General features: G+C 67.4%; 11 protein-coding genes and 1 pseudogene. 11 read left to right on the top strand and 1 reads right to left on the bottom strand.

Going from position 1 to position 12,797, the window contains the following annotated elements; translation table 11 throughout:
* Positions 1-36 precede the first annotated feature (36 nt).
* A pseudogene (locus ACMGG8_RS21515) lies at positions 37-1,051 on the bottom strand (DMT family transporter).
* Here ACMGG8_RS21515 and ACMGG8_RS21510 point away from each other — a divergent pair.
* The 11 genes from ACMGG8_RS21510 to ACMGG8_RS21460 all read left to right on the top strand — a co-directional run bounded on the left by ACMGG8_RS21510 (position 1,046) and on the right by ACMGG8_RS21460 (position 12,606).
* Positions 1,046-1,609, top strand: a complete 564-nt coding sequence (locus ACMGG8_RS21510; protein WP_060843348.1) for a helix-turn-helix domain-containing protein — start codon at positions 1,046-1,048, stop codon at positions 1,607-1,609. The pseudogene ACMGG8_RS21515 and the gene ACMGG8_RS21510 overlap by 6 nt on opposite strands.
* Before the next feature lie 201 nt (positions 1,610-1,810).
* Positions 1,811-3,013: an SfnB family sulfur acquisition oxidoreductase gene (locus ACMGG8_RS21505; RefSeq protein WP_414158369.1), complete on the top strand. Its 1,203-nt coding sequence runs from the start codon at positions 1,811-1,813 to the stop codon at positions 3,011-3,013.
* A 12-nt stretch (positions 3,014-3,025) separates the two neighbouring features.
* Positions 3,026-3,490, top strand: coding sequence for an acyl-CoA dehydrogenase (locus tag ACMGG8_RS21500; protein WP_414158368.1), 465 nt, complete (start codon positions 3,026-3,028; stop codon positions 3,488-3,490).
* On the top strand, positions 3,490-4,893 hold the full coding sequence (locus ACMGG8_RS21495) for an LLM class flavin-dependent oxidoreductase (RefSeq protein ID WP_414158367.1): 1,404 nt from the start codon (positions 3,490-3,492) through the stop codon (positions 4,891-4,893). Before ACMGG8_RS21500 ends, ACMGG8_RS21495 begins: the two co-directional genes overlap by 1 nt.
* Positions 4,894-5,324: 431 nt before the next feature.
* On the top strand, positions 5,325-6,314 hold the full coding sequence (locus ACMGG8_RS21490; protein WP_414158366.1) for an AMP-binding protein: 990 nt from the start codon (positions 5,325-5,327) through the stop codon (positions 6,312-6,314).
* Positions 6,311-7,087: an ABC transporter ATP-binding protein gene (locus ACMGG8_RS21485; protein ID WP_414158365.1), complete on the top strand. Its 777-nt coding sequence runs from the start codon at positions 6,311-6,313 to the stop codon at positions 7,085-7,087. The genes ACMGG8_RS21490 and ACMGG8_RS21485 overlap by 4 nt, the downstream gene beginning before the upstream one ends.
* Positions 7,087-7,968 (top strand): branched-chain amino acid ABC transporter permease, encoded by an 882-nt coding sequence (locus ACMGG8_RS21480; RefSeq protein ID WP_414158364.1) that lies wholly within the window; start codon positions 7,087-7,089, stop codon positions 7,966-7,968. Before ACMGG8_RS21485 ends, ACMGG8_RS21480 begins: the two co-directional genes overlap by 1 nt.
* Positions 7,969-7,972: 4 nt before the next feature.
* Positions 7,973-9,022, top strand: a complete 1,050-nt coding sequence (locus ACMGG8_RS21475) for a branched-chain amino acid ABC transporter permease (protein ID WP_060841929.1) — start codon at positions 7,973-7,975, stop codon at positions 9,020-9,022.
* Positions 9,023-9,050: 28 nt separating this feature from the next.
* Positions 9,051-10,385 carry an ABC transporter substrate-binding protein gene (locus ACMGG8_RS21470; RefSeq protein WP_102864475.1) on the top strand — a complete coding sequence of 445 codons (1,335 nt, stop codon included), beginning with the start codon at positions 9,051-9,053 and terminating at the stop codon, positions 10,383-10,385.
* Positions 10,386-10,388: 3 nt separating this feature from the next.
* Positions 10,389-11,156, top strand: a complete 768-nt coding sequence (locus ACMGG8_RS21465) for an ABC transporter ATP-binding protein (RefSeq protein ID WP_235758400.1) — start codon at positions 10,389-10,391, stop codon at positions 11,154-11,156.
* A 13-nt stretch (positions 11,157-11,169) separates the two neighbouring features.
* Positions 11,170-12,606 (top strand): FAD/NAD(P)-binding protein, encoded by a 1,437-nt coding sequence (locus tag ACMGG8_RS21460; RefSeq protein WP_414158363.1) that lies wholly within the window; start codon positions 11,170-11,172, stop codon positions 12,604-12,606.
* Positions 12,607-12,797: the final 191 nt, after the last annotated feature.

Raw genomic sequence — 12,797 nt, 5'->3', positions numbered from 1 at the left:
AGGCCCACAAGACCGTTTTCGCCGGCAAGCCGTCTCCTACACACCGTCCGCTGTCTGGTCGGTCAATGCCGGCGTGGCCCGGCCCTTGGGCTTCCATTCGCTGATGATCACCGCCAGCACGATCAAGGCGCCCCCCAGCAGCGCCAGCCCCGGCAAACGTTCCCCGGCGATCCGCCCGACAATCCCGGCCCACACCGGCTCACCGGCATAGATCAGGGTGGCGCGGGTCGGCGAGACGCTTTTCTGCGCCCAGTTCATCGCCACCTGGATCGCCGCGCTGGCCGCCCCCAGCCCCAGGGCGCTGGCCAGCAGCAGCCAGGAAAACTCCGGCAGCGCCTCGCCGGTCGGCAGCACCATGGCAAAGGCCAGCAGCGAGGTGACCGCCAGTTGCACCACCGTCACCCGGCGCACATCCACCCGCCCGGCGAAGCTGCTGATTAGGATGATTTCCGCGGCAATCGCCACGGTGCTGATCAGGGTGGCGATCTCCCCGGGGCTGAAGTCCAGCGACGCGCCATTGGGGCCGGACAGCAGCATCAGGCCGGTAAAGGCCAGCATGATGCCCAGGCTCGGCAGCAACCCCGGGCGCTTACCCATGAACAGCCACTGCAGCAGCGGCACGAAGGGCACATACAGGGCCGTGATAAATGCTGACTGGCTGCTGGGAATGCTTTGCAGGCCCACCGTCTGCAGGCCGTAGCCGAGCATGATGGCGGTGCCGATGAAGGTCCCGGCGCGCAGTTCGAACAGGGTCAGCCCGCGCAGGTGGCGCAGTGAAAACAGGGCGACGATGCACGCCGCCGCGGCGAAGCGCAGGCCGACGAAAAACATCGGTCCGCTGACGCTCATGGCGTGCTGCACCAGCAGGAAGGTGCCGCCCCAGATCATGGTGATCAGCACCAGCACCGCTTCGGCCCTGCTGAGTGGGAAGCGCATTGCGCGGGAGGGCGTTGAAGTCATGGCCTTGCGTGCTACCTGAGGGGGGACGCACAATGCGCCGGAAGCTGGGCAGTATACTGCGCAGGCCCGGAGAGCGAGCAATATAGTGCACAAAGATAACGTCCAACGGGCTTCGGTCCTGCAACATGTCAGCCTCAACGTGCGACGCCTGCGCCATGCCGCAGGCCTGAGCCAGAGCGCCCTGGCAGAAAAATCCGCCGTCAGCCGGCGGATGCTGGTGGCCATCGAGGCCGGGGAGAAGAACGTCAGTCTCGGCACCCTGGACCGGGTCGCCGAGGCCTTGAACGTGGCGTTCAGCGACCTGATCCAGGCCCCGGATTCCCGGGACCCGAGTCGCATCAACGAGCTGGCCTGGGCCGGTGTCATCCCCGGGAGCAAGGCGCTGCTCCTGGCCAAGGCCGAGGCCAGCCGTGAAGTGGAACTCTGGGAGTGGCAGCTGGAGCCCGGCGAGGTCTATCACTCCGAGTGCGACACCGTCGGCTGGAGCGAGCAGATCTATGTCTTCCAAGGCTGCCTGACGCTGTTCTTCGGCGACGCCGAGCGGCGCCTGGAAAGCGGTGATTTCTTTATGTTCGCCAGTCACGTGCCCCACGGCTATCGCAACGACGGCCCCCTGGCCACGCGCTTCGTGCGCAACGTGGTGTACTGATCGCCCTGGCGTGCCGGCCACTGTTGGCCAGCCAACAGCGGTTGGACATTTTGCCTGTTTTCAGTTGATGCCTTTTCTTCGGAATCGTCATCAAGTCATTGAAATAAAAGGTTTTTATATTTAGGCACGACTCCTGCAATTGTCCTGATAGCGAGCGCCCGAGCGGTGTTCATCTTGATCTTCAGGACGTGGAGTCGGCCCATGACAGCCCCAGCCCAACCCTTACCCAATGCCCACCTGATCCGCAGCGATGCCGAGGCCATCAGTGTCGCCCGGGACCTGGCCCAGCGCTTTGCCGTGGAGGCCGCGGTGCGCGACCGCGAGCGGCGCCTGCCGCGGGCCGAGCTGGACCAGTTCTCCGCCAGCGGCCTGTGGGGCATCACCATTCCCCGGGCCTACGGCGGCGCCGGGGTGTCCTATGTGACCTTGACCGAAGTGATCAAGATCATCTCCGCCGCTGATCCGTCCCTGGGCCAGCTGCCGCAGAACCACCTCGGGGTGGTGGACATCCTGTTGCAGACCGCCAGCGAAGAGCAGAAGCAGCACTACTTCGCCAAGGTGTTGCAGGGCTACCGTTTCGGCAATGCCTTTTCCGAAGCCGGCAGCAAGCATGTCGGCGCCTTTGAAACCCGGATCCGCTTCAGCGGCGAGCAGGCGCAGATCGACGGCGAGAAGTTCTACTGCACCGGCGCCTTGTTCGCCCACATCGTGCCGACGGTGGCGGTGGACGAGCACAACCAGGCGCACATTGCCTTTATCGAGCGCGACAACCCCGGCCTCACGGTGATCGACAGCTGGGACGGCTTCGGCCAGCGCACCACCGCCAGCGGCGGGGTCAGCCTCAAGGCGGTGCAGGTGCCGCGCAGCGCGGTGATCCCGGCCCACCGGGCCTTCGACCAACCCACCGCCGACGGCCCGATCTCGCAGATCATCCAGGCCGCGGTGGACACCGGCATCGCCGTCGCCGCCCTGGAAGACGCCAAGCATTACGCCCGGCAATCGCGGCCGTGGATCGACAGCGGCCTGGATCACGGCTGGCAGGACCCGTTCACCATCGCCGCCATCGGTGACCTGGAATGGCGGGTGCACGGCACCGAGGCGATCCTGGTCAAGGCCGCCGAGGCGGTCGACCAGGCCCTCGCCAGCCCCAGCGAAGACAGCGTCGCCCAGGCCTCCCTGGTGGTGGCCCAGGCCAAGGTGCTGTCGGCAGAAAGCGCCTTGCTCGCCGCCAGCAAGCTGTTCGAACTGGCCGGCACCCGCTCGGTGTCGGCCAAGTACAACCTCGACCGCCACTGGCGCAACGCTCGTACCCACACCTTGCACGACCCGGCCCGCTGGAAATACCACCTGATCGGCAACTTCCTGCTCAACGGCGTCAAGCCGCCCCGTCACGCCTGGAACTGAAAGGACACCGCCATGAACGCATTGACCCAACCCGACAGCCCCCAGGCTGCCCTGGCCGCCAGCGGCGAGCAGCTGCAACGGGCCCGCGACCTGTTGCAGCGGACCCTGGAATTCGTTCGCCAGCAGGCCCGGCCCTGGTCCGGCAGCGGCCTGAGCAAGGCCAGTGACGACCCCTATGTCATCAGCCGCTTCGGCGACCTGCAGATCCGCATCGAGGTGGCCGCGGCCCTGCAGGAGCGGGCCCAGTACCGGCTGCAAGAGGGCAAGGACCCGGCCGAGATCGCCATCGCCCTGGCCGAGGCGGCGATTGCCGCCGGCGAAGCCCTGCTGGCGGCGGGCAACGCCGAGTTCGAACTCACCGGCCAGCGCAGCCCCCAGCCCCCGGCCCTGCATGACCCGTTGCGCTGGAAGTATCAATTGGTCGGCAACTACCGCCTCAACGGCGTGCTACCTCAAGGTTTCAGGAGTGCTGTGTGATGTCCCGTGAAATCCGCCTCAATGCCTTCGACATGAACTGCGTCGGCCACCAGTCGCCGGGACTCTGGGCCCACCCCCGGGACCGCTCCTGGCAGTACAAGGACCTGGAGTACTGGACCGACCTGGCCAGGATCCTCGAAAAGGGCAAGTTCGACGGGCTGTTCATCGCCGATGTGCTGGGCATCTACGACGTCTACAACGGCAATGGCGAGGCGGCGATCCGCCAGGCGGCCCAGGTGCCGGTCAATGATCCGCTGCAACTGATCCCGCCCATGGCCCTGGTCACCGAGCACCTGGGCTTCGGCCTCACCGCCTCGCTGTCGTTCGAGCATCCGTACCCCTTTGCCCGGCGCCTTTCGACCCTCGATCACCTGACGAAGGGCCGTGCCGGCTGGAACATCGTCACCTCCTACCTGGAGAGCGGCGCCAAGAACCTCGGCCAGCAGGCCCAGACCGAACACGACGCCCGCTACGACTACGCCGAGGAATACCTGGAGGTCTGCTACAAGCTCTGGGAAGGCAGTTGGGAGGAGGGCGCGGTGTTGCGTGACCGCGAGCGGCGGATCTTCAGCGACCCGAGCAAGATCCACGAGATCCGCCACGTCGGCAAACACTTCCAGGTACCGGGCATCCACCTGTGCGAGCCGTCGCCGCAGCGCACCCCGGTGCTCTACCAGGCCGGGGCGTCCAGCCGCGGCAAGCAGTTCGCCGCCGAGCACGCCGAATGCGTGTTCGTCGCCGCGCCGTCCAAGGTGCTGCTGAAAAAGACCGTGGCCGACATCCGCCGCCGCGCGGCCGAAGCCGGGCGCGACCCGTCGAAGATCCTGATCTTCAACCTGCAGACGGTGATCCTCGGCGAGACCGACGCCCTGGCCAAGGCCAAGTTCGAGGAATACAAGTCCTGGGTCAGCTATGAGGGCGCCATGGCGCTGATTTCCGGCTGGACCGGTATCGACTTCAGTCGCTTCAAGCCTGACGAGCCCCTCAAGCACGTGCACACCAATGCCATCCAGTCGGCGGTGGAGGCCTTCTCCACGGCGGACCCGAACAAGGTCTGGACCCCCCACGAACTGGCCGACTGGGTCGGCATCGGCGGCTTTGGTCCGTTGTTCGTCGGCAGCCCGGAAACCGTGGCCGACCTGCTCCAGGAGTGGGTCGAGGAGACGGATGTCGACGGCTTCAACCTGGCCTACGCCCTGACTCACGAAACCTTTATCGACGCGGTTGAGCTGCTGGTTCCGGAACTGCAGAAACGCGGGGTGTACAAGACCGAATACGCCCCCGGCACCCTGCGGGAAAAACTCTTCGGCGCCGGCCCGCGCCTGCCCGAAAGCCACCCGGGCAACGCCTGGCGCAACCTGGGCGAGCAACGCCAAACACCCGCGCAACGCGCCCGCGCCTGACCCAACCCCTGTAGGAGCTGGCTTGCCAGCGAAAGGGCCCGCAAGACAGGCGTCGGATTCAGCAACGCCTTCGCCGGCAAGCCGGCTCCTACCAGGGAGCCGTCCAATTCCGGTAGGAGCTGGCTTGCCAGCGAAAGGGCCCGCAAGACAGGCGTCGGATTCAGCAACGCCTTCGCCGGCAAGCCGGCTCCTACCAGGGAGCCGCCCAATTCCGGTAGGAGCTGGCTTGCCAGCGAAAGGGCCCGCAAGACAGGCGCCGGATTCAGCAATGCCTTCGCCGGCAAGCCGGCTCCTACCAGGGAGCCGCCCAATTCCGGTAGGAGCTGGCTTGCCAGCGAAGAGGCCCGCACGACCTGCGTCCCAGGGCCAGCCCCGTTTATTTCCAGCCAGCGGACCACCGCACGCGTTTGCCAAGTTGTCGAGGTCAATTCATGAGCGTGCATGAACTCAAGCGTCCGCCCACCACGGATGCATCAGCCCCCGAGGACCGCTTGCAGTTGAGCGGTGCCCTGGAACAGTTGCGGCACTGGGCCCAGGCCCGGCCGTTGGACAATGCCCTGCGCCACAAGCGCCACGGCCATTGGTACGCCTGGCGCTGGATCGATGCCCTGCGCGATGTCGAGCGTCTGGCCGACGGCCTGCGCCAGCAAGGCCTCGACTCGCAGTCCCGGCTGGCCCTGAGCGGGCCGTTCGAGCCGGACCTGTTGCTGCTGGCCCTGGCTGCCCGGAGCCTGGGCGCCGAGGTGCTCAGCCTCGACCCGGAGCTGGCGCCCGAGGCCCTGCGCCAGGCGCTTTGGCGCCTGCAGCCGAGCCACGCCTTCGTCCACTCGCGGCGCCAGGTCCTGGCCTGGGTGGCCGCCGGGGAACAGGGCCCGGCCCCGGGGCTTTTGATCGCCGGGCAAGCCTTGCCGCGCCTGCCCGCCGGGGTGCGCCAGCCGCTGCTGTGCTTTGCCGACTTGCTCGGCCCCAGCGAAGCGCCCCAGCGCCAGCTCTATTGGCGCCATCCGGCCACTGCCGAGCAGTTGTGGAGCGAAGAGGGCACGCAATGGGCGGCGGGTCTGCAGGTGTTGCTGGAGCACTGGCTGAACAGCGGCCACAGCCTGGCCTTCCCCGAAACTGCGGCATCCGCCAGTCGCGACCGCCGCGACGTGGCGCCCAGCGGCCTGCTGCTGTCGCCGCCGCGCCTGCAGCAGTTGGCGGACGAAATCGAAAGCCGCCTGGCGCCTCCCGGCAGCTGGCGCCGGCGCCTGTGCGAGTGGGTCATCGCCCATCCTCGCCGGCCACTGCCCCGGCTGCTCAAGCAACGGGTGCGCCGGTTGCTGGGCTTTGCCCGCCTGCAGTTCATCTGGCAGCCGGCGCCGTCGCATGCTCACCCCTCAACCCCGGCCTGGATCGCCGAATTCAAACGGAACATTGCATGAGCCCCAGCGAACCCATCCTGCAAGTGCGCGCCGTGTCCCTGTCGTTCAAGGGGGTCAAGGCCATCAACCAGCTGTCGTTCGACGTGCGCCGTGGCGAAATCTGCGGCCTGATCGGACCCAATGGCGCCGGCAAGAGCTCGTTGCTCAACCTGCTCAACGGGGTCTATCGCTTCGACAGCGGGGCGATTGTCTTCGACCGCCAGAGCTATTCGCGCATCGACCCGCTGAGCGCCGCTCGCCGTGGCATTGGCCGGACGTTCCAGAACAATGCGCTGTTCAAGAAGATGAGCGTGATCGACAACCTGCTCACCGGCCTGTCGCGGCATTCGCGCACCTACCTGATCGAGCAGGCCCTGGGCTTGCCCCGGGCCCGGCGCGAGGCCGCGACCTTCCGCCAACTGGCCCAGGGCATCCTGCAGTTTCTCGATTTGCAGGCACTGCGGGATGTCCCGGTGGGCAACCTGTCCTACGGCCTGCAAAAGCGCGTGGAGCTGGGGCGGGCGCTGATCGCCGGGCCCAGCCTGCTGTTGCTGGACGAACCCCTGGCGGGCATGAACGCCGAGGAAAAGCAGGAAATGGCCGGCTTCATCGCTGACATCAATCGTGACCTGGGCACCACCGTGGTGTTGATCGAGCACGACATGGGGGTGGTCATGGAGCTGTGCCACCACGTGGTGGTCCTGGACTACGGGCGCAAGGTGGGCGATGGCACGCCGGCCGAAGTCCAGGCCAATCCCGACGTGATCGCCGCCTACCTGGGGGGGGTGCACTGATGAACTTCTTCCTCGAAACCCTGCTCGGCGGCCTGCTGGCCGGGACCCTGTACTCCCTGGTGGCCATCGGCTTCGTGCTGATCTACAAGGCCAGCGGCGTGTTCAATTTCGCCCAGGGCGCGATGCTGCTGTTCGCCGCCCTGACCTTCGTCAGCCTGCACGACCAGGGCGTGCCCTTCGCCCTGGCGCTGCTGCTGACGGTGCTGGTGATGATCATCGGTGCCTGGCTGATCGAGCGCCTGGTGCTGCGGCCCCTGGTCAATCGCTCGCAGATCACCCTGTTCATGGCCACCCTGGGCCTGTCGTTCATCATCGAGGGGCTGGCCCAGGGACTGATGGGCTCCCAGGTGCGCGCCCTGGACCTGGGCATCGACGACGTGCCGCTGTTCCTCGGGCCGCTGATGGTCAGCCAGTTCGACCTGATCGCCGCCGCGGCCGCCCTGGTGCTGGTGACGGTGCTGGCAGTGCTGTTCAACAAGACCCGCATCGGCATCTCCCTGCGGGCGGTGGCCGACGACACCACGGCGGCGCTGTCCATCGGCATCAACCTCAACCGCATCTGGCAGATCGTCTGGGCCGTGGCCGGGGTCGTGGGGCTGGTGGCCGGGCTGCTCTGGGGCGCGCGCCAGGGGGTGCAGTTCTCGCTGTCGCTGGTGGTGCTCAAGGCGCTGCCGGTGCTGATCATCGGCGGCTTCACCTCCATCGGCGGGGCGATTGCCGGGGGCCTGATTGTCGGTGCCGCCGAGAACCTGGCGGAGGTCTATATCGGCCCGCTGATCGGCGGCGGCATCACCCCCTGGTTCGCCTATGTCCTGGCCCTGGCCTTCCTCTACATCCGTCCCGCCGGCCTGTTCGGCGAGCGGGCCATCGAGCGAGTGTGAATTGATGTCCATCCCCCTGACCCGGCAAACCGCGCCGCTGCTGCTGGTCCAGCGCCGTCTGCCCCTGGGCCTGAGCGGCCTGTTGCTGTTGACCTGCGGCGTGGTGCCCCTGGTTGCCAACGACTATTGGCTCAACGCGATCCTGATTCCCTTCCTGGTGCTGTCCCTGGCCGGGCTCGGGCTCAACCTGCTGACCGGCTACACCGGCCAGACCTCGGTGGGCGCCGCCGGCTTCATGGCAGTCGGAGCCTTTGCCACCTACGGCTTCGTGCTGCGCCTGCCAGAGCTGGGGCTGCCCGTGGCGCTGCTCGGCGGTGGCCTGATCAGTGCCCTGGTGGGCTGGCTGTTCGGCCTGCCCAGCTCACGGATCAAGGGCTTCTACCTGATGGTCACCACCCTGGCGGCGCAGTTCTTCCTGGAGTGGCTGTTCGTCAAATTTCCCTGGTTCTACAACTACGGCTCCTCGGGCACCATCTCGGCGCCGCAGTTGAGCCTGTGGGGGCATGACCTCAATACCCCGACCGGGCGCTACCTGTTGACCCTGGTGGTGGTCCTGCTGCTGACCCGGGTGGCGCAGAACCTGGTGCAAAGCCAGGTCGGGCGCAACTGGATGGCGATCCGCGACATGGACACCGCGGCCGCGGTGATCGGCATCCCGGTGGCCCGCTACAAGCGCCAGGCCTTTGCCGTCAGCTCGTTCTACCTGGGCATCGCCGGGGCGCTGTGGGCCTTCGCCTACCTGGGCACCGCCAGCGCCAGCAGCTTCGATATCAATCGTTCGTTCCAGATCCTCTTCATCATCATTATCGGCGGCATGGGCAGCGTGGCCGGCAACTTCGTCGGCGCGGCCTTCATCAGCCTGCTGCCGATCTTCCTCAGCCACGCCGGGCAGTGGCTGCTGGGCGGGGCGGTGGACGCCGGGCAATTGCAGAACCTGCAGAAAATCATCTTTGGCGTGCTGATCATCCTGTTCCTGATCAAGGAGCCCGAGGGCCTGATCCGCCTGCTGAGCAACCTGCGCGAGCGCCTGCGGCACTGGCCGCTGCGTTTCTGAAATTCCACTCAAGACCTAGAGAGACAACATGCGTGCATCCTTGAAAGCTTCCCTGGCCAGTGCGGCCTTGCTGCTGTCCGCGGCGCTGACCCCGCAGGCCCAGGCCGCGCCGGACCAGCAGTTCTTCCCCCTGGCCACCTACCGGGTTGGGGCCTATGCCTCCAGCGGGGTGCAGGTGTGGGCCGGGATGATCGACTACCTGAACTACATCAATCAGGTGGAAGGCGGGATCAACGGGGTCAAGCTGGTGTGGCAGGAATGCGAGACCGAATGGACCGCGGAGAAGGGCATCGAGTGCTACGAGCGCTTCAAGAAGGGCCTGGACGGCGCGCCGGTGGCGGTCTATCAGCCCAACGGAGCGCCGGCGGCCTATGCCCTGAGCGAGCGAGCCGAGGTGGACAAGATCCCGCTCATTACCCTGGGCTACGGGCGTACCGAAGCCACCGATGGCACGGTGTTCCCCTACAACTTCCCGGTGATGCTGACCTTCTACAGCGAGGCCTCGACCCTGGTGAACTACATCGCCCAGCGCGAGGGCGGGTTCGACAAGCTCAAGGGCAAGAAGATCGCCACGGTCTATCACGACTCCGCCTATGGCCGGGAAACCCTCGGGCCGCTCAAGCTGCTGGCGGAAAAATACGGCTTCGAGAACATCCAGATTCCGGTGGCCGACCCGGGCAACGAGCAATCGGCGCAATGGCGGCAGATCCGCCAGCAGAACCCGGACTGGGTGTTCCTGCGCACCTGGGGCGTGTCGACCCCGGTGGCGGTCAAGACCGCGGCGCGCTTCGGCTTCCCGGTGGATCACATCATCGGCGACATCTGGGCCAGTTCCAGCGAGGACGTGCTGCCGGCCGGGGTCGCCGCCAAGGGCTACCTGGCGCTGACACCCTACCCGGCGGGCAGCGACTTCGAGATCCACAAGCGCCTGAAGCAGTACATCCTCGATACCGGCAAGAGCGACCTCAAGGACCTGAAGAACTTCGGCAGCGTGTACTACAACTCCGGGCTGGTGAACGCCGCGGTGGCGGTGGAGGCGATCCGCACCGCCCAGGGCAAGTTCGGCAAGCGCCCGCTCAACGGCGAAGAAGGGCGCTGGGGTCTGGAGCACCTGAACATCGACGACGCCCGGCTCAAGGACATGGGTTACCTGGGGCTGATGCAGAACCTCAAGCTGTCGTGCCGCGATCACGAAGGCGGCGGCGCGGCCCGGGTGCAGCAATGGGACGGGGCCAACTGGACCCTGATCAGCGACTGGATCGCCGCCGACCGCGCGCTGCTGCGGCCGCTGATCGACGAGAAGGCCGCGGCCTTCGCCAAGGAAAAGCAACTGACGCCACGCACCTGCAACGGGGATGACTGAAGCATGAGCCACAGCGCCACGGCCACCGCGGCCGAGCACCTGTTGCAGGTGCAGGACATCGAGGTGATCTACGACGGCGCCATCCTCGGGGTGGCCGGGGTGTCCCTGGACGTGCCCCGGGGGGCGATCGTCGCCTTGCTGGGGGCCAATGGCGCCGGCAAGAGCACCACCCTCAAGGCCATCTCCGGCCTGGGCCGGGCCGAGCGGGCCCAGCTGGGGCGGGGCAGCATCCGCTTCGCCGGGCAGGACCTGGCCGGGGTCGACCCCAGTCGCCGAGTGCGCCAGGGCATGGTCCATGTGCTGGAGGGGCGACACGTGTTCGGCCAGCTGACCGTGGAGGACAACCTGCGCAGCGGCGGCTTTGTCCGCGGCCTCGGCAGTCGGCAGTTGGCCGAGGATCTGGAGCGCATCTACCACTGGTTTCCGCGGCTGCTGACCAAGCGCCGGGTGCGTGCCGGCCTGACCTCGGGTGGTGAGCAGCAGATGCTGGCCATCGGCCGGGCGTTGATGACCCATCCTACTTTGGTACTGCTGGACGAACCTTCCATGGGCTTGGCGCCTATTATCGTCCAGGAGATTTTTCAGATCGTCGCCCAGCTCAATCGCGAGGCGGGGGTGAGTTTTCTGATCGCCGAGCAAAGCATTAATCTGGCGCTCAAGTACGCGTCCCACGCCTGCCTGCTGGACAACGGACGGGTGGCCCTGTCCGGCACCGCCGAGCAGTTGCTGGCCCGGGGCGATCTGCAGGATTTCTACCTGGGCAAACACTGACCGCGAGCATGCCATGAGCCAGAACCACACCCCACCGACCATCCCGGCCGACCCTGATGCGGACATTCTGATTGTCGGCGGAGGCCTGAGTGGCGCCTTGCTGGCCGCGCAATTGCTGCGCCGGCCGGGCCGGCGGCGGATCCTGGTGATCGAGCCGCGCAACGAACTGGGGCGTGGCGAGGCCTACAGCGCCGTGGAGCTGGGGCACACCCTGAACGGCAACGCCGCGCGCATGAGCGTCGACCCGGACAACGCTGATGACCTGACCCAGTGGCTGACCCGGCACATTGCCGAGGGCGGCTGGCCCGAGTCGGATCGCCAGCATGTGCCGGTCAGCGAACTGTTTCCGCCCCGCGGACTGTTTGGCGTCTATGTCCAGCAGCGGCTGGCCGAGGCGCAAGCGCAGGGCCGGGGGCAGGGCTCCTCGGTGAGCCATGTGCAGGGCGAAGCGGTGGACCTGGAAATCGAACCTGACGGCGTGCTCCTGACCCTGGCCGATGGCCGGCAACTGCGGGGCGCGCGGGCGGTGCTGGCCACGGGCATGTTCCCCGCGGCGCGCACGCCACAGACCCGGTCCAGCGGCCTCAACGCCGCCGCGCTGGACCCCTGGGACGTGGCCGCCATGGCCCGCCTCGATCCCCGGGCGACGGTGCTGATCATAGGCTCCGGGCTGACCATGGTCGACGCCGTGGTGTCCCTGGAGCAGGCCGGGCATCGCGGGCCGATCGAGGTGTTCTCCCGCCATGGGCTGTTGCCGCACGTGCGTCGCCAGCCGCCGGCCTGGGAGGATTTTCTCGCCGCCGACCCGAGCCTGTGCAGCCCCCGGCAGTTGTTCCGGGCGCTGCGGCGCCAGTGCCAGGCGGCGCAGGCCCGGGGCATCGACTGGCAAGCGCCGCTGGACACGGTGCGGGCCCATATCGGGCGCTTGTGGAGCCAGGCCAGCGAGGCGCAGAAACGCCAGTTCGTGCGGCATGTGCGGCCCTGGTGGGAAAGCCATCACCATCGCTCGCCGCCCTTGAGCGCGGCGCTGGTGGCGCGCCTGCAGGAGCAAGGCCGGTTGCGGGTGCATGCCGCGTGCTACCAGGGGCTGGAGGCGGGCGCCGACGGCCGCCTGGCGATCCGCCTGCGCTATCGCGGCAGCCCGGACAGCGTGCGCGTGCCGGGCGATGCCCTGATCAACTCCAGCGGCATCGAATACGACTGGCGCCGGGTGGCGCGGCCCTTGCCGCAGCAACTGCTGGCTCGCGGCCTGGTCACCCCCGGTCCGCTGGCCCTGGGCATCAGCGCCACGGCGGACGGCGCCGTGCACGATGCCCGGGGCCAGGCATCCGCGCGCCTGTTCGCCCTGGGCCCGCCGTTGCGCGGCCTGTGGTGGGAAAGCACCGCGGTCACCGACGTCGCCCTACAAGCCAAGGCCCTGGCCGTGCGCCTGGCCGCATTGCCCTTGTAGCCGCTGCCGCAGGCTGCGAACGGCTCCGCAGGAGACGCGGGGATCTTGAGGCTGTCCAAGATCGGCGGGCGATCGTCAGGCAAGGTCCTGCGGACCTTTGCGCAGCTTCGCCGTGGCTCAGCAGCGGCTACAGGCAATGCCGATCGGGGTTGTGTAGCCGCTGCCGCAGGCTGCGCACGGCTCCGCAGTAG

Origin of the sequence: Pseudomonas sp. BNK-45 (assembly GCF_047456255.1) — a bacterium.
Lineage (GTDB): Bacteria > Pseudomonadota > Gammaproteobacteria > Pseudomonadales > Pseudomonadaceae > Aquipseudomonas.
This window is presented reverse-complemented; position numbering and strand designations above follow the sequence as displayed.